The following is a 15,926-nucleotide window of genomic DNA, read 5'->3' as shown; positions in this document are numbered from 1 at the left end:
TGCTGCGGACCGGTGACACGCCATAGAGTCGCCAATCGTCGGCATGGTGCCACGCTGACCTATCGATAAGTTTCCTGGTCACGTCCAAGGAGGTAAGACGACTTGTGAATGAGTCGACAATTACTCCCGGGGGTGGTCAACCAGGGATGCCTGCACGGGGTCTGAGCCCGATCGGGTTCGAAGCTGTCGGCTCCGTCGCTGTCCGCACCTTCGCCACCCAACAGCACATGACGACAGCCCCCCAGATGATGGACGGCCTACACGTGAACGCCACGGCCGGCAACGAGAGCAGCCGGGACACCGACCGCTTCGCCGACTTCGCCGAGGTGCCCGAGGGGCACTTCTACGACCCCGACGCCGAGTACGAGCCCGATCCGGAGTACGCGGCCACCCTCGCGCCCGACGCCGCGCGTCAGCGCCGCGAGCGCATCGGCCCGACCGGGCGGCCCCTGCCGTACTTCCCGATCCCGGGCCCCCTGACCGACCACGGCCCCGCGAAGATCATCGCGATGTGCAACCAGAAGGGCGGCGTCGGCAAGACCACGTCGACCATCAACCTGGGCGCCGCGCTCGCGGAGTACGGGCGCCGGGTCCTGCTCGTCGACTTCGACCCGCAGGGCGCCCTCTCCGTGGGCCTCGGGGTCAACCCGATGGAGCTGGACCTCACCGTCTACAACCTGCTCATGGAGCGGGGCATGACGGCCGACGACGTCCTGCTCAAGACCGCGGTCCCCAACATGGACCTGCTGCCCAGCAACATCGACCTCTCCGCGGCCGAGGTGCAGCTCGTCAGCGAGGTGGCCCGCGAGTCCACGCTCCAGCGCGCCCTGAAGCCGCTGATGGCCGACTACGACTACATCGTGATCGACTGCCAGCCCTCGCTCGGCCTGCTCACCGTGAACGCCCTGACGGCCGCTCACAAGGTCATAGTGCCGCTCGAGTGCGAGTTCTTCGCCCTGCGCGGGGTGGCGCTGCTCACCGAGACCATCGAGAAGGTCCAGGAGCGGCTCAACCCGGAGCTGGAGCTCGACGGCATCCTCGCCACCATGTACGACTCCCGTACGGTGCACAGCCGCGAGGTCCTGGCGCGCGTCGTCGAGGCTTTCGACGAGCACGTCTACCACACGGTCATCGGCCGCACGGTCCGCTTCCCGGAGACCACGGTCGCCGGTGAGCCCATCACCACCTACGCCTCCAACTCGGTCGGCGCAGCCGCCTATCGCCAGCTCGCCAGGGAGGTGCTCGCCCGGTGTCACGCCGAGTGAGTCTGCCGGGGGCCGACGAACTGTTCCGTACCACCGGAGGCGGGATGGGCCTCCAGCCGTCCTCGCCGGCGGAGCGGCGGCGCAAGGCGAACGGCGAACCGCGGGTGCCCGCGCCCGGCGGGGAGAGCGACCCCTCCGGCCAGGCGGCCCCCGCCGACCGTCAGGAGCATGCCGCGGCCGACGCCGACGGCGGCGACTCGCGCAGCCGCGCCGGCGAGCGCGCCCCGTCCGCCAGGGCCGCCTCCGGCGAGCGCCCCGCGCCCTCCGCCGCCCCGGCCGAGCAGCCACCGGCGGTCCAGCAGCAGCGCAGGCGAGGCGGCGGACGCGGTGCCAACCGCCGCCCCAGCGGCCGGGAACGCCACGACGAGAAGATCACGGTCTACGTCTCCGCCGAGGAGCTGATGGACCTCGAACACGCCCGGCTCGTCCTGCGCGGCGAACACGGCCTCGCCGTCGACCGCGGCCGCATCGTCCGCGAGGCGGTGGCGGTGGTCCTGGCCGACCTGGAGTCCCGGGGCGACGCGAGCATCCTCGTACGGCGGCTGCGCGGCCGCTGAGCGGCACAGCGCGGGTAGCCTGCACCGCAGGTCCCGCCGCCCCGGCGGGACCCGCCCGCGCCGCCGCCCCACCCCTGGACCACCATGCCCACGCCCGACGACCCCGCCACCCCGCGCCGCCGCGCCCTGGGGCGGGGGCCGGGCGCGGTGGCGCCGCCCGTGGAGGCGGAGGGGCCCGTACGAGAGCCTGAGCCCGTACCGGAGCCTGAGCCCGTGCCGGAGCCGGAAGCGGTACCGGAGTCAGATCCGGAGCCGGAAGCCGTACAGGTGTCTGAGCCGGAAGCCGTACAGGTGCCGGAAGCGGTACCGGGGCCGGAAGCGGACGACAAGCGCTTCACCGTCCGGCTGGTGAACTTCGAGGGCCCCTTCGATCTCCTCCTCCAGCTGATCTCCAGGCACAAGCTGGATGTGACCGAGGTCGCCCTGTCGAAGGTCACCGACGAGTTCATGGCGTACATCCGCGCCATGGGCCCCGACTGGGACCTCGACCAGACCACCGAGTTCCTCGTCGTCGCCGCCACGCTGCTCGACCTCAAGGCCGCGCGGCTGCTGCCCGCCGCCGAGGTCGAGGACGAGGCCGACCTCGCGCTCCTGGAAGCGCGGGACCTGCTCTTCGCGCGGCTGCTCCAGTACCGCGCGTACAAGCGGATCGCCGAGATCTTCCAGGGCCGCCTGGAGTCGGAGGCCCGCCGCCACCCCCGTACGGTCGGCCTGGAGGACCAGCACGCCGCGCTGCTGCCCGAGGTGGTCATCAGCATCGGGCCCGAGGGCTTCGCCCGGCTCGCGGTGAAGGCGATGCGGCCGAAGCCCAGGCCCCAGGTGTACGTGGACCACATCCACGCCCCGCTGGTCAGCGTCCAGGAGCAGGCGGGCCTCGTGGTGGAGCGGCTGCGCGAAGCCGGGACGGCGGTGAGCTTCGCGGTGCTGACCGGGGACGCGCCGGACACCCTGACCGTGGTGGCCCGGTTCCTGGCCCTGCTGGAGCTGTACCGCGAGAAGGCCGTCACCCTCGACCAGGACGAGGCGCTGGGCGACCTGCTGGTGACCTGGTGCGGCGGGGCGGAAGCGGAGCCGGTGGTGACGGACGAGTTCGACCGGGAGCTCAACGGGGGCGCTGACGAAAGGGACGTACGGGAATGAGCGAGCAGCCGACTCAGGAGACCGGCGAGGGCGTGGTCGCCGCGCTCGATCTGAAGCCCGCGCTGGAGGCGGTCCTCATGGTCGTCGACGAGCCCGCCACCGTCGACCACCTGGCCAAGGTGCTCCAGCGGCCCCGCAGGGCCGTGGCGGACGCGTTGCGGGAGCTGGCCGACGAGTACACCGTGCAGCGCCGGGGCTTCGACCTGCGGCTCGTCGCGGGCGGCTGGCGGTTCTACACGCGCCCCGAGTACGCGGCGGCCGTGGAGGGCTTCGTCCTGGACGGCCAGCACGCCCGGCTCACCCAGGCCGCGCTGGAGACCCTGGCGGTGGTCGCGTACCGGCAGCCGGTGAGCCGCTCGCGGGTCTCGGCGGTGCGCGGAGTGAACTGCGACGGCGTCATGCGGACCCTCCTCCAGAGGGGCCTGGTGGCGGAGGCGGGCGCGGAACCCGAAACAGGTGCGATCCTGTACAGGACGACGAACTACTTTCTGGAGCGAATGGGCCTGCGAGGCCTGGACGAGCTCCCGGAACTCGCGCCCTTCCTCCCCGAGGCGGACGCGATCGAGGCTGAGACGCTAGAGGGTGTGCCGTCGTTCGATCCGGACGCACCGGACACCCCGGATACTCACGCAGACGACAAGACGGAATTTTGATGCGAAGCAGTGGCAGGAACAGCGGAAGCGGCAGCGGCGGCAGCGGCCGGAGTGGCGGAGGCGCGGGCAGTGGCGGCCGCAGTGGCGGCGGCTCCTTCCGCCAGGGCCAGGGCGGTGGCGGCCAGGGCGGTCGTCCCGGCGGCCAGGGCGGCGGACGCGGCGGAAGCCAGGGCGGGCGGCCCGGAGCCCCGGGCGGCCGTCCCTCCGCTCAGGGCGGGCGCGGCGGCAGTCAGGGTGGCCGTCCCGGCGGCCAGGGTGGGCGTCCCGCCGGCCAGGGCGGACGACCGGGCTCCCAGGGCGGACGACCGGGTTCTCAGGACGGACGCCCGAGCTACCAGGGCGGGCGTGACGAGGAGCAGCGCCCCCGCCGTCCCCGCCCGGAGGAGCGCCGCTACGACGTCGGTAACGACGCCCCCGGCGCCCGCGAGGCCCGCGAGCAGGACGGCCCCCGCAAGGGCCGCGGCTCGGCCGCCCGCGGCGGGGCCAAGGGCGGCCCGAAGCCCGCACAGGGCGGCAGCGGCCGCAGTGGCGGTTTCCGTCGCGCGGCACCCTCGCGCCCGCGTGAGCTGGACGCCAAGATCGAGCAGCGCAACCGCGACCGGTACGCGAACAAGCCCGTGATCAACCTCCCCAAGACCCACCCGGGCGCCGAGGAGGAGGGCGAGCGGCTGCAGAAGGTCCTCGCCCGGGCCGGCATGGGCTCGCGCCGCGCGTGCGAGGAGCTGATCGAGCAGTCCCGCGTCGAGGTCAACGGCGAGATCGTCGTCGAGCAGGGCAAGCGCGTCGACGTGCACAAGGACGAGATCAAGGTCGACGGTCTGACTGTCGCCGCCCAGTCCTACCTGTTCTTCGCGCTGAACAAGCCCGCCGGGGTCGTCTCCTCGATGGAGGACCCGGACGGCCGTCAGTGCCTCGGCGACTACGTGACCAACCGCGAGACACGGCTGTTCCACGTCGGCCGGCTGGACACCGAGACGGAGGGCATCATCATGCTCACCAACCACGGTGAGCTGGCCCACCGCCTCACGCACCCCAAGTACGGCGTCAAGAAGACCTACCTCGCCGCCATCCAGGGCCCCCTGCCGCGCGACCTCGGCAAGCGGCTCAAGGACGGCATCCAGCTGGAGGACGGTTACGCCCGCGCCGACCACTTCCGCGTCGTCGAGAACACCGGCAAGAACTACCTGGTCGAGGTGACCCTCCACGAGGGCCGCAAGCACATCGTGCGCCGGATGCTGGCCGAGGCCGGCTTCCCGGTCGAGCGCCTCGTGCGGACGTCCTTCGGGCCGATCCCGCTGGGCGACCAGAAGTCCGGCTGGCTGCGCCGCCTCACCAACACCGAGGTCGGCATGCTGATGCGCGAGGTCGGCCTCTAGCCGCACCCGACGCCGTACGAAGGCCCGCGGCCGGTTCTGTTCGGAAAATTCGAACAGAACCGGCCGCGGGCCTTTTGCCGTCCCCGTCCAACCTTTATAGTCAGAGTGACCATTAAGAAGGAGGCGGGCGTGAGTCTCGCGGACGTACTCGATCCCCTGCGACAGCCCCTGGTGACGATCCTGGACACCCCGGTCAGCTGGACCGAGGTGCTGGGCTTCGGAAGCGGGGCGCTGTGCGTCTGGCTCGTGGCCCGCCAGCACCTCGCCAACTGGCCGATCGGCATCGCCAACAACCTCTTCTTCATCCTGCTGTTCGCCCAGTCCGGTCTGTACGCCGACGCCGGCCTCCAGATCGTCTTCATCACCCTCGCCGCGTACGGCTGGTGGACCTGGACCCACGGGGGTGGACCAGGAACCGCCGTCCTGCCGGTGCGCAGAACGACCCGCACCGAATGGACCTGGCTGCTCGCGGCGGGGGTGGTGGGGACCCTCGGGATCACGCTGCTGCTGTCCCGGGCCACCGACTCCACCGTCCCGTTCTGGGACGCGGTGACGACGTCCCTGTCGCTGATGGCGACGTACGGGCAGTGCCGGAAGCGGCTGGAGTCCTGGTGGCTGTGGATCGCCGCCGACGTGGTCTACATCCCGCTCTACGCCCACAAGGGGCTGTATCTGACCTCGCTGCTGTACGCCGGGTTCCTCGCGCTCTGCCTCGTCGGCCTGCGTAACTGGCACCGCGACCTGACCGCGCGCGACACCCGGGCCCCGGAGGTGGCCGCGGCATGAAGCGCTACGAACACGGCCTGGTCCTCGGCAAGTTCTACCCGCCGCACGCCGGCCACCACCACCTCGTCGAGACCGCCCGGGACCGTTGCGAACGGCTGACCGTGCTGGTCTGCGCCGCCTCCGTGGAGTCCGTCCCGCTCGCCGACCGCGTCGCCTGGATGCGCGAGGTCCACCCGGACGTCACGGTGGTGGGCACGGTCGACGACACGCACATGGACGTGGCCGACCCGGCCGTCTGGGACGCGCACATGGCGGTCTTCACCACGGCCGTGCCCGAGCGGGTGGACGCCGTCTTCACCTCGGAGGCGTACGGGGAGGAGCTGGGCCGCCGCTTCGGCGCGGCGTCCGTCCTCGTCGACCCCGGCCGCACCCTCTTCCCGGTCTCCGGCACCGCCGTGCGCCGGTCCCCGGCCGACTGCTGGGACTTCCTCCGGCCGCCCGTGCGGGCCGCCCTCGCCCGCCGGGTCGTCGTCCTCGGCGCGGAGTCGACCGGTACCACCACCCTCGCGCGGGCGCTCGCCGCCCACTACCGCGCACGCGGCGGCGTGTGGACGCGCACCGGCTGCGTCGCCGAGTACGGGCGCGAGTACAGCGAGCACAAACTCGCCGCCCTGCGCGCGCGGTGGCCCGGGGCCGCCTGGGAGGACGTCAGCTTCACCACCGACGACTTCCCGCTCATCGCGCGGGCCCAGAACGACCGGGAGGAGGCCGCCGCCCGCGCCGGGTCCCCGGTGCTCCTCTGCGACACCGACTCCTTCGCCACCACCGTCTGGCACGAGCGGTACGTCGGCGGCCGCAACCCGCTCGTCGAGGAGATCGCCGACCGCGCCGCCCACCACCTGTGGCTGCTCACCGACCACGAGGGCGTCCCCTTCGAGGACGACGGGCTGCGGGACGGGGAGGAGCTGCGCCCCTGGATGACCGACCGTTTCCGCGCCGAACTCACCCGCACGGGCCGGCGGTTCATCGAGGTCACCGGCCCGCCCGAGGCGCGGCTCGCCGCCGCCGTCACCGCCGTCGACGAACTCCTCGCCACCGGCTGGGACTTCGCCGCACCCCTCCCGGAGAAACGATGAGCACCTCCGCCCCCGAGGGCTATGACCCGCACGCCTTCGCCCCGTTCGCGGTCACCGTCGATCTCGCGGTCTTCACCGTCCGCGAGGCCCGGCTGCACGTGCTGCTCGTCGAACGCGGCCAGGAGCCCTTCCGGGGCCGGTGGGCGCTGCCCGGCGGCTTCCTGCTGCCCCGCGAGTCCGCCGAGGACGCCGCCCGCCGCGAACTCGCCGAGGAGACCGGCCTCGGCCACGGCACCGTCGGCGCCCTCCACCTCGAACAGCTGCGCACCTACACCGCCCCGGACCGCGACCCGAGGATGCGGGTCGTCTCCGTCGCGTACGCCGCACTCCTGCCGGACCTGCCCGAACCGCGCGGCGGTGGCGACGCGGCGAGCGCCCGGTGGTGGGACGCGGACTCCAACGGACCGCTGGCCTTCGACCACGACCGGATCCTCGCCGACGCCCACGACCGGATCGGCGCCAAGCTCGAATACAGCTGCCTGGCCACCGCGTTCTGCCCCGCCGAGTTCACCCTCGGCGAGCTCCAGCAGGTCTACGAGACCGTCTGGGGCGTCGAGCTGGACCGCCCCAACTTCCGGCGCAAGGTCCTGAACGCGCCCGGCTTCGTCCAGGCTGTCGAGGGCCCGCCGCGCCGCACCGGCGGCCGGGGCAAACCGGCCGCCCTCTACCGGGCGGGCGACGCCACCGCCCTGCACCCGCCGCTCCTGCGCCCGCCGCGACCGGACGCCCCGGGGGACCCGTCGTGACCCGTAGCCCCGTCGTCATGCGCAGACCCGCGCGCAATCCGCAGCTCCGCGCGTACGCGCGATCCGCAGCCCCGTCGCACTCCGTACCGGAAGGACGAGACAGATGACCATCGCCACCCCGCCCCTCACCAAGCAGGCGGCCACCGGCGTGCTGACCGGGCTCGCGCTCGGCGACGCCCTGGGCTTCCCCACCGAGTTCAACGACGTGCCCGCCATCCTCGCCAAGTTCGGCCCCTGGCGGCAGCTTCCCCTCCTGACGCCCGCCGTCGTCTCCGACGACACCCAGATGACGATCGCCCTGGGCCGGGGCATCCGCACCGCCATGGACAGCGGACTGCTCACGCCCGAACGGCTGGTGGACCCGGTCCGCGCGGAGTTCGTCGCCTGGTACCACTCACCGGACAACAACCGGGCCCCGGGCAACACCTGCCTCACCGCCTGCCGCCTCCTCGAACACACCCGGGTCTGGCAGGAGGCCAGCCAGACGCACTCCAAGGGCTGCGGCGCCAACATGCGGGTCGCCCCCGTCGGCCTGGTCCCCGGCCTCAGCGAGGAACAGCGCGCCGGGGCCGCCCAGCTCCAGGCCGCCCTCACCCACGGCCACCCCACCGCGCTCACCGCCTCCGACCTGCTGGCCCGCGCGGTGTTCCTGCTCGCCCAGGGCGCCGAACCCCTCGGCCTGATCGGGCAGCTGCGCAGCTACGCCTACGAGAACCGGGGCCGCTACCACACCCGCTGGCTCGGCGACCTCTGGCGCCACGCGGGCGACGCCACCCCGCAGGCGTACATCCAGCGCGGCTGGGACGAGTGCCTGACCGCGCTGGGACGCGTCCAGGACGCGCTGCGCGCCCCGTCGCCGGAGACCGACCCGTGCGAGCGGACCGGGGACGGCTGGATCGCCGAGGAGGCCCTCGCGACCGCGCTGCACTGCTTCCTGCTGTTCCCCGAGGAGCCCGTCACCGCCCTGCGCCGGGCCGCCTGCACCCGGGGCGACTCCGACTCGATCGCCTGCCTGGCCGGAGCGCTCGCCGGGGCGCACCTGGGCGCGTCGGCCTGGCCCAAGGAATGGTCCGAGCGCATCGAGTACCGCAGCGACCTGCTGTCCCTCGCGGCGCTCTGGGACGCCTGAGCCGTACCGGCCGGCGGGCGCGCGTCATCGTTTCGCCGACGTGGCCTCCCTGAGTGAGCGGAGGACGATCGGGTACGAGAGGGCGGACCTGTTCCCGTACGGAAGGTTCGGTGGTATCCGTGTCCTCCTCACTCGTCGAGACCGTCGACATCAAGGCGCCCGTGGCCGTCGCCTGGTCCCTGTGGAGCGATGTCACCCAGTGGCCGAGGTTCCTGAGCCACGTCCAGCGCGTCGATCCGATCGATGAGCGGCGCTTCGCCTGGCAGCTCTCGCTGCCCGGTGCGGAGAAGCGCTTCGTCGCGGAACTCACCGAGGTGGTCCCCGAGGACCGCATCGCCTGGAAGACGACAGAGGGGGTCCACCACGCGGGGGTGGTCACCTTCCACCGGCTCGACGACACATCGAGCCGGGTCGCCCTGCAGATCGAGTACGACCCCCAGGGATTCATCGAGCACCTGGGGGCGCTGACCAACCTCGACTCCGCCCTGACCAACTACGACCTGGGCGAGTTCCAGAAGCTGGCCGAACTCACGGCAGCGTCGGGCGGTCCCCGTACGGTGTGAGCCCGGTCGGCGCCTGATCCCGCGCCGCCGAGGCCCGCCGGGCCCGGACGAGGAAGTCCTCCACGGCCGCCCGGCCGGGTTCCGGCGGCAGCGGGGAGCGGGTCGCCGCCTCGTCGTTCTCCTCACCGAGGCGGTCCATCCGGCGCTCCACCTCCGCCCAGGACACCTCGCCCCGCTTCACCGCCAGCAGCTCCTCACGGGCCTCGCCGACGTCGATGCGCAGCTCGCCCGTGCGCAGCAGGTCCCGGGAGCTCGCCAGCAGCCGCAGAAGATGCATCGCGTGCTTCCAGCGCGGCGCGCCATGGACCCGTACGTCGGCCTCCAGCTTCCTCCGCTGACCCAGCGCGTACCGGACGAACGTGCCGTGCGCCAGCCGCGACAGGAACGCCCCGCGCAGGGCCAGCAGCTCGCGGCCGGTGTCGTCCACGGACTCCACCAGCGGGGAGTGCAGGCACTCCAGCACGTTCGGGTTGGCCCGCAGCGCCAGCTCGCAGAAGCGTTCCAGCTCCCAGGAGAACTGCTCCGGCGCGGGGCCCTCCACATGCGTCGGCGGCTTCTCGAAGCGCCAGAACAGCGGGGTGGGCGCGAGGAACACCCCGCGCCGGTCCGTATCGCTCTCCTCCGTGGCCAGTCCGAACGCGCGCGAGCCCATCACGCAGGCGTAGACCGTGTGGTCGCGTACGAGTGCCTCGTCGTCTGGCTCGTCGTCGGCGGCGGTGATCATGCCCGCGAGCGTACGTGCGCGGTGGCCGCCGCGCCTCGGAGATTCCGGCCCGCGAGATTCCGGCCCGCTCTCAGCCCAGCCGGATCGCGCCCCCCGATACGGTGATCCGCTCGGCGGGCAGCGGCCGGGTCGCCGGGCCGGCCTCGACCGCCGCGTCCGTGAGGCTGTACCTGCTGCCGTGGCAGGGGCAGTTGATCGTGCCGTCGCTCACCGTCGAGACGAGGCAGCTCGCATGGGTGCAGACGGCGGAGAACGCCCGGAACTCACCCTCCTCCGGCTGGGTCACCACCACCTTCCGCTCCTTGAAGACGGTGCCGCCGCCGACCGGGATGTCCGTGGTCCGGGCCAGCTCCGCCCCGCCCGGGGCGTCCCCCGACACGGTCGGCGTCGGGCTCGCGTCCTCGCCGCCGCCCCCGTCGGACGATCCGCAGCCGGTGGCCAGGGCCGCGGCGCCCGCCGCACCCGCGGCCAGCACCGCCCTTCGCCGTGCGTTCATGCGCTCTCCTTCGATGACGGTGGGTGGCCGCCCATCGTGGCGGTGGCAGGCCCCCGGGCGAAGCGACCGCGCGGACCGTGCGCCCGACCGAGTGGTGGACGGGGCCCCGACGGCCGTGGCCCGCCCGTCTCACGGACGGAACTCCGTGATCAGGTCCGCCGCCGCCGATCTAGGCTGAGGTGAGCAGCCGTGCCGCGCCCCTGGGCGACGGGCCCGGCGGCGGAAGAAGGAAGAAGAGCGAACAGCGAAGATCAAGAGGAGCACGACGTGGCGGTACGAGCGGTCCGGGGCGCCGTCCAGCTGGACCAGGACGAGGCCGGGCACATGGGCCGGCGGGTCGGCGAGCTGCTGACGGCCGTCCTGGACCGGAACGAACTCGTCGCCGACGACCTGATCAGCATCTGGTTCACCGCCACCCCCGACCTGCACAGCGACTTCCCCGCCGCCGCCGCGCGCGGCCTCGGGATCGTCGACGTACCCCTGATCTGTGCCCAGGAGCTGGACATCGAGGGGGCCATGCCCCGGGTCGTCCGTATCCTCGTGCATGTCGAGACCTATCTCTCGCGCGCCGAGATCAGCCACGTCTACCTCGGCGCCACCGCCGCTCTGCGCAAGGACATCGCCCAGTGAGAACCGCCCTCGTCATCGGAACCGGGCTCGTCGGCACCTCCGCCGCCCTCGCACTGGCCGGTCGCGGCGTCCATGTGCACCTCGTCGACCACGACCCCGACGCCGCCCGCACCGCGGCCGCGCTCGGCGCCGGCACCGACGAGGCGCCGGAAGGCCGCGTCGACCTGGCGATCGTCGCCGTGCCGCCGGCGCACACCGCCGCCGTCCTCGCCACCGCCATGCGCGACGGGGTGGCCCGCGGCTACCTGGACGTCGCCAGCGTCAAGGGCGGCCCGCGCCGCGAGCTGGAGGCGCTCGGTCTCGACCTCACCCCGTACCTCGGTACGCACCCGATGGCCGGGAAGGAGCGCTCGGGGCCGCTCGCCGCGACCGCCGACCTCTTCGAGGGCCGCCCCTGGGTCCTCACCCCGACCCGGGACACCGACACCGAGGTGCTCAACCTCGCGCTGGAGCTCGTCGCCCTGTGCCAGGCCGTCCCCGTCGTCATGGACGCCGACGCCCACGACCGGGCCGTGGCCCTCGTCTCGCACACCCCGCAGCTGATCTCCTCGATGGTCGCCGCCCGGCTGGAGGAGGCCGACGAGACCGCCGTACGGCTGTGCGGACAGGGCATCCGCGACGTCACCCGGATCGCCGCGTCCGACCCCCGCATGTGGGTGGAGATCCTCTCCGCCAACCCCGGCCCGGTCGCCGACGTCCTCGCCGGGGTCGCCGCCGACCTGGCGGAGACCGTGACCGCGCTGCGCGGCCTGCACTCCGCCGACGAGGAGAAGCGGCGCGCGGGCACCGACGCCATCGAGGACGTCCTGCGCCGCGGCAACGCGGGCCGCGTCCGGGTCCCCGGCAAGCACGGCGCGGCCCCCACCGTCTACGAGACCGTGGCCGTCCTCATCGGCGACAAGCCGGGCGAGCTGGCCGCGATCTTCGCCGACGCCGGCCGGGCCGGGGTCAACATCGAGGACGTCCGCATCGAGCACGCCACCGCCCAGCAGGCGGGCCTCGTCCAGATCATGGTCGAGCCCAGCGCCGCCCCGGTACTCGGCGCGGCCCTCCAGGAACGCGGCTGGTCGATCCGCGGCTGAGCCCGGTCCCGTACGACGGGGCGGGGCGCCACCCCGCCCGGGTGGCCCGCCTCCCCCGTACGGGGTACAAGGGCCCGCCCGGTACTCGGTAACCTGGTACGAGGCCGTCCTCAAGGCCCGTCCGTCCCCGCACCGTGTACCAGGAAGGTGTCCACCACCGTGGAAACCGCACGCTCCTCCGTGATCGTCGCCATCGACGGGCCCTCGGGCACCGGCAAGTCGAGCACGTCCAAGGCCGTCGCCGCCCAGCTCGGCCTGAGCTACCTGGACACGGGCGCGCAGTACCGGGCCATCACCTGGTGGATGCTGAGCAACGGCATCGACGCAAGCGACCCGGCCGAGATCGCGACCGCCGCCGCCAAGCCGGTGATCGTCTCCGGCACCGACCCCGCCGCCCCGACGATCACCGTCGACGGCGAGGACGCCTCCGGCCCGATCCGCACCCAGGAGGTCACCTCCAAGGTCAGTGCCGTCAGCGCCGTCCCCGAGGTGCGGGCGATCATCACCGAGCTCCAGCGCTCCATCGCCGCGGCCGCGACCGGCGGCATCGTCGTCGAGGGCCGGGACATCGGCACCACCGTGCTGCCCGACGCCGACCTCAAGATCTTCCTCACCGCCTCCCCGGAGGCCCGCGCCGCCCGCCGCAGCGGCGAGGTCAAGGGATCCGACCTGACGGCCACCCGCGAGGCACTGATCAAGCGGGACGCCGCCGACTCCGGCCGCAAGACCTCACCGCTCGCCAAGGCGGACGACGCCGTCGAGGTGGACACCACCGAGCTGACCCTCCAGCAGGTCATCGAGTGCGTCGTCACCCTCGTCGAGGGGAAGCGGGTCGCCGCGTGAGCGATGCCACAGGCGCGCCCACGCTGCGCGGAGCGGCCGTCGGGCGAACCATCGGCATCGGCCTGATGTACGGGCTGTGGAAGCCCAGAGTTCTGGGCGCGTGGCGCGTGCCCGCCGCCGGACCCGTCATACTCGCGGTGAACCACTCGCACAACATCGACGGACCGATGCTGATGGGCACCGCGCCCCGGCCGGTGCACTTCCTGATCAAGAAGGAGGCGTTCGTCGGCCCCCTCGACCCGTTCCTGCACGGAATCGGGCAGATCGAGGTGGACCGCCGATCCGTCGACCGCACCGCCATCACCCACGCGCTCGGCGTGCTGGAGGACGGCGGCGTCCTCGGGATCTTCCCCGAGGGCACCCGCGGCGAAGGAGACTTCGCCTCGCTGCGGGCCGGACTCGCGTACTTCGCGGTACGGGGCGGGGCTCCGATCGTCCCCGTGGCCGTTCTGGGAAGCACCGAGCGCCGCGGACGGTTGATACGGGGGCTGCCCCCGCTGCGCAGCCCGATCGACGTCGTCTTCGGCGACGCGTTCGACGCGAGCGCCGGCGACGGGCGGCGGACGCGCAGGGCGCTGGACGAGGCGACCCTGCGGATCCAGGCGAAGCTGACCGCCCACCTGGAAAGTGCCAAGCGCCTCACCGGGCGATAGGCGAGACTTGAGTAGTGGACCGCGGTGATCGCGGTCCATCGATGATGATGCAAAGAGGAACGGACTTCATGAACGACCAGATTCACTCCGACGGCTCGGGCCACGAGCACGGAGCACTTGGCGATGCCGAGTTCGCGGAGTTCATGGAGCTCGCCGCGCAGGAAGGCTTCGATCCCGAGGAGGTCGAGGGCGCCCTCGACGAGGCCGGTCACGGCCCGCTCCCCGTGCTCGCCGTCGTCGGCCGCCCCAATGTCGGCAAGTCGACCCTGGTGAACCGGATCATCGGCCGCCGCGAGGCCGTCGTGCAGGACAAGCCCGGCGTCACCCGCGACCGCGTCAGCTACGAGGCCGAATGGGCCGGACGCCGCTTCAAGGTCGTCGACACCGGCGGCTGGGAGCAGGACGTGCTGGGCCTCGACGCCTCCGTCGCCGCCCAGGCCGAGTACGCCATCGAGACGGCCGACGCGGTCGTCTTCGTCGTCGACTCGACCGTCGGCGCCACCGACACCGACGAGGCCGTCGTCAAGCTGCTGCGCCGGGCCGGCAAGCCCGTCGTCCTCTGCGCCAACAAGGTCGACGGACAGAGCGGCGAGGCGGACGCCACCGCCCTGTGGTCGCTGGGCCTCGGCGAGCCCTACCCGGTCTCCTCGCTGCACGGCCGCGGCACCGGCGACATGCTGGACGCGGTCCTGGAGGCCCTGCCCGACGCCCCGGCCCAGAAGTTCGGCACGGCGCTCGGCGGCCCCCGCCGCATCGCCCTGATCGGCCGCCCGAACGTCGGCAAGTCCTCCCTGCTGAACAAGGTCGCGGGCGAGGACCGGGTCGTCGTCAACGAGCAGGCCGGCACCACCCGCGACCCGGTCGACGAGCTGATCAAGCTCGGCGGCATCACCTGGAAGTTCATCGACACGGCCGGCATCCGCCGCCGAGTCCACCTTCAGGAGGGCGCGGACTACTACGCCTCGCTGCGTACGGCCGCCGCCGTCGAGAAGGCAGAGGTCGCCGTCGTCCTGATCGACTCCAGCGAGTCCATCAGCGTCCAGGACCAGCGGATCATCACCATGGCCGTGGACGCCGGGCGCGCCCTGGTCGTCGCCTTCAACAAGTGGGACACCCTCGACGAGGAGCGCCGCTACTACCTGGAGCGCGAGATCGAGACGGAGCTCGCGCAGATCGCCTGGGCCCCGCGCGTCAACGTCTCGGCCCTCACCGGCCGCCACATGGAGAAGCTGGTCCCGGCGATCGAGACCGCGATCGAGGGCTGGGAGACCCGGATCCCCACCGGCCGGCTCAACGCCTTCCTCGGCGAGATCGTCGCCTCCCACCCGCACCCGATCCGCGGCGGAAAGCAGCCGCGCATCCTCTTCGGCACCCAGGCGGGCACCAAGCCCCCGCGCTTCGTGCTCTTCGCCTCCGGCTTCCTGGAGCACGGCTACCGCCGCTTCGTCGAGCGCCGTCTGCGCGAGGAGTTCGGCTTCGAGGGCACCCCGATCCACATCTCCGTCCGGGTCCGCGAGAAGCGCGGCCGCAACAAGTAGCACCGGCGAGCGCGACAAACAGCACCAGCGCACGACGAAGCCCCGGGCCGCTCTCGCGAGAGCGGCCCGGGGCTTCGTCGTGGGGCCTGCGTCGTAAGGTCTGCCTCATGGGGTCTGCCTCATGGGGCCTGCGTCGTGGGCCTGCATCACGGGACCTTGGTCGTGGGCCTTCGCCGTGCGGCCCCGGAAGTCCCGATCCGTGGGGGCTCAGGAGTCCCGTGACCCCGGCGGCAGCGCCGCGGGCCGGGGACGCCCCGCATGCCGCCCCACCCGCTGCCAGGAGCCGAGGCTCCCGGTGTGCTGGCTCTGCCCGCCACTCCCGCCCTGGCCGTTGCCGCCGTGCCCGGAAGGGGCGGGGTGGCCGCTCAGCGCGGTCCTGGAGGCGAAGAGACCGGCGCCGAAGGCCGGGAAACCGAGATTCTCCTCGCCGCTCCGGTCGCCCGGCAACGCCCGGAACGAGCGCCGGTACTCGGAGTACAGCGCGTCGTAGATCGGGGTGGGGGATACGCCCCCCGACGGATCCTGCGACGGTCGCATGGCAGGGATCTGACTCTGATGCTGGCGGGAGGAGTCGTATGAGTGCACGTAGGTGCCAACGACCTCACCGCGCGTCGGATGCGGCTCCGCCGGAGAAATCGCTGTTCGGTGGGGGCGTCCGAGCCGGCCGGA

At 72.7% G+C, this 15,926-nt stretch carries 18 protein-coding genes; 15 read left to right on the top strand and 3 right to left on the bottom strand.

Translation table 11 applies throughout. From position 1 onward, the window contains the following. Positions 1–146: 146 nt before the first annotated feature. The 10 genes from D581_RS0123590 to D581_RS0123545 all read left to right on the top strand — a co-directional run bounded on the left by D581_RS0123590 (position 147) and on the right by D581_RS0123545 (position 9,291). On the top strand, positions 147–1,265 hold the full coding sequence (locus D581_RS0123590) for a ParA family protein (RefSeq protein ID WP_018959661.1): 1,119 nt from the start codon (positions 147–149) through the stop codon (positions 1,263–1,265). Next, complete coding sequence (locus tag D581_RS0123585; protein ID WP_018959660.1) at positions 1,262–1,822, top strand: hypothetical protein; 561 nt, start codon at positions 1,262–1,264, stop codon at positions 1,820–1,822. Before D581_RS0123590 ends, D581_RS0123585 begins: the two co-directional genes overlap by 4 nt. A gap of 84 nt (positions 1,823–1,906) precedes the next feature. Continuing rightward, positions 1,907–2,962: a segregation/condensation protein A gene (locus D581_RS0123580; protein WP_026290834.1), complete on the top strand. Its 1,056-nt coding sequence runs from the start codon at positions 1,907–1,909 to the stop codon at positions 2,960–2,962. Next, complete coding sequence (scpB, locus tag D581_RS0123575; RefSeq protein ID WP_018959658.1) at positions 2,959–3,615, top strand: SMC-Scp complex subunit ScpB; 657 nt, start codon at positions 2,959–2,961, stop codon at positions 3,613–3,615. Before D581_RS0123580 ends, scpB begins: the two co-directional genes overlap by 4 nt. Then, the gene (locus D581_RS0123570; protein ID WP_018959657.1) at positions 3,615–4,991 is read left to right on the top strand and encodes a pseudouridine synthase; all 1,377 of its coding nucleotides are present in this window, start codon (positions 3,615–3,617) and stop codon (positions 4,989–4,991) included. Before scpB ends, D581_RS0123570 begins: the two co-directional genes overlap by 1 nt. 129 nt (positions 4,992–5,120) lie before the next feature. Further along, positions 5,121–5,777, top strand: coding sequence for a nicotinamide riboside transporter PnuC (pnuC, locus tag D581_RS0123565; RefSeq protein WP_018959656.1), 657 nt, complete (start codon positions 5,121–5,123; stop codon positions 5,775–5,777). Beyond that, a complete protein-coding gene (locus D581_RS0123560; protein WP_018959655.1) occupies positions 5,774–6,853 on the top strand; it encodes an AAA family ATPase in 1,080 nt (359 codons plus the stop codon). The genes pnuC and D581_RS0123560 overlap by 4 nt, the downstream gene beginning before the upstream one ends. Then, positions 6,850–7,599, top strand: coding sequence for an NUDIX hydrolase (locus D581_RS0123555; RefSeq protein WP_018959654.1), 750 nt, complete (start codon positions 6,850–6,852; stop codon positions 7,597–7,599). The genes D581_RS0123560 and D581_RS0123555 overlap by 4 nt, the downstream gene beginning before the upstream one ends. Positions 7,600–7,702: 103 nt before the next feature. Further along, positions 7,703–8,728, top strand: a complete 1,026-nt coding sequence (locus tag D581_RS0123550) for an ADP-ribosylglycohydrolase family protein (protein WP_018959653.1) — start codon at positions 7,703–7,705, stop codon at positions 8,726–8,728. Positions 8,729–8,847: 119 nt separating this feature from the next. Then, a complete protein-coding gene (locus D581_RS0123545) occupies positions 8,848–9,291 on the top strand; it encodes an SRPBCC family protein (protein WP_026290833.1) in 444 nt (147 codons plus the stop codon). Here the strand turns inward: D581_RS0123545 and D581_RS0123540 are convergent. Both D581_RS0123540 and D581_RS0123535 read right to left on the bottom strand, forming a co-directional pair. Continuing rightward, on the bottom strand, positions 9,257–10,015 hold the full coding sequence (locus tag D581_RS0123540; protein WP_018959651.1) for a DNA polymerase beta superfamily protein: 759 nt from the start codon (positions 10,013–10,015) through the stop codon (positions 9,257–9,259). The two genes, D581_RS0123545 and D581_RS0123540, sit on opposite strands and share 35 nt — an antisense overlap. 70 nt (positions 10,016–10,085) lie before the next feature. Beyond that, positions 10,086–10,511, bottom strand: a complete 426-nt coding sequence (locus tag D581_RS0123535) for a Rieske (2Fe-2S) protein (RefSeq protein WP_018959650.1) — start codon at positions 10,509–10,511, stop codon at positions 10,086–10,088. A gap of 267 nt (positions 10,512–10,778) precedes the next feature. Between D581_RS0123535 and aroH the strand changes: the two genes are divergently transcribed. The 5 genes from aroH to der all read left to right on the top strand — a co-directional run bounded on the left by aroH (position 10,779) and on the right by der (position 15,257). After that, positions 10,779–11,141 (top strand): chorismate mutase, encoded by a 363-nt coding sequence (aroH, locus tag D581_RS0123530; RefSeq protein WP_018959649.1) that lies wholly within the window; start codon positions 10,779–10,781, stop codon positions 11,139–11,141. Further along, complete coding sequence (locus tag D581_RS0123525; protein ID WP_018959648.1) at positions 11,138–12,223, top strand: prephenate dehydrogenase; 1,086 nt, start codon at positions 11,138–11,140, stop codon at positions 12,221–12,223. The genes aroH and D581_RS0123525 overlap by 4 nt, the downstream gene beginning before the upstream one ends. A gap of 147 nt (positions 12,224–12,370) precedes the next feature. Then, the gene (gene cmk, locus D581_RS0123520; RefSeq protein WP_018959647.1) at positions 12,371–13,066 is read left to right on the top strand and encodes a (d)CMP kinase; all 696 of its coding nucleotides are present in this window, start codon (positions 12,371–12,373) and stop codon (positions 13,064–13,066) included. Beyond that, complete coding sequence (locus D581_RS0123515) at positions 13,063–13,719, top strand: lysophospholipid acyltransferase family protein (protein WP_018959646.1); 657 nt, start codon at positions 13,063–13,065, stop codon at positions 13,717–13,719. Before cmk ends, D581_RS0123515 begins: the two co-directional genes overlap by 4 nt. Positions 13,720–13,787: 68 nt before the next feature. Continuing rightward, positions 13,788–15,257, top strand: a complete 1,470-nt coding sequence (gene der, locus D581_RS0123510) for a ribosome biogenesis GTPase Der (protein WP_018959645.1) — start codon at positions 13,788–13,790, stop codon at positions 15,255–15,257. A 207-nt stretch (positions 15,258–15,464) separates the two neighbouring features. Here der and D581_RS0123505 read toward each other — a convergent pair whose 3' ends face one another. Beyond that, complete coding sequence (locus D581_RS0123505) at positions 15,465–15,794, bottom strand: hypothetical protein (RefSeq protein ID WP_026290832.1); 330 nt, start codon at positions 15,792–15,794, stop codon at positions 15,465–15,467. Positions 15,795–15,926: the final 132 nt, after the last annotated feature.

It is taken from the genome of Streptomyces sp. CNB091 (assembly GCF_000377965.1).
This window is presented reverse-complemented; position numbering and strand designations above follow the sequence as displayed.

Coding starts and splice junctions, on each gene's coding strand:
- D581_RS0123590 (WP_018959661.1), top strand. CDS start 147: ATGCCTGCACGGGGTCTGAGCCCGATCGGGTTCGAAGCTGTCGGCTCC.
- D581_RS0123580 (WP_026290834.1), top strand. CDS start 1,907: ATGCCCACGCCCGACGACCCCGCCACCCCGCGCCGCCGCGCCCTGGGG.
- scpB (WP_018959658.1), top strand. CDS start 2,959: ATGAGCGAGCAGCCGACTCAGGAGACCGGCGAGGGCGTGGTCGCCGCG.
- D581_RS0123570 (WP_018959657.1), top strand. CDS start 3,615: ATGCGAAGCAGTGGCAGGAACAGCGGAAGCGGCAGCGGCGGCAGCGGC.
- D581_RS0123560 (WP_018959655.1), top strand. CDS start 5,774: ATGAAGCGCTACGAACACGGCCTGGTCCTCGGCAAGTTCTACCCGCCG.
- D581_RS0123555 (WP_018959654.1), top strand. CDS start 6,850: ATGAGCACCTCCGCCCCCGAGGGCTATGACCCGCACGCCTTCGCCCCG.
- D581_RS0123550 (WP_018959653.1), top strand. CDS start 7,703: ATGACCATCGCCACCCCGCCCCTCACCAAGCAGGCGGCCACCGGCGTG.
- D581_RS0123540 (WP_018959651.1), bottom strand. CDS start 10,015: ATGATCACCGCCGCCGACGACGAGCCAGACGACGAGGCACTCGTACGC.
- D581_RS0123535 (WP_018959650.1), bottom strand. CDS start 10,511: ATGAACGCACGGCGAAGGGCGGTGCTGGCCGCGGGTGCGGCGGGCGCC.
- der (WP_018959645.1), top strand. CDS start 13,788: ATGAACGACCAGATTCACTCCGACGGCTCGGGCCACGAGCACGGAGCA.
- D581_RS0123505 (WP_026290832.1), bottom strand. CDS start 15,794: ATGCGACCGTCGCAGGATCCGTCGGGGGGCGTATCCCCCACCCCGATC.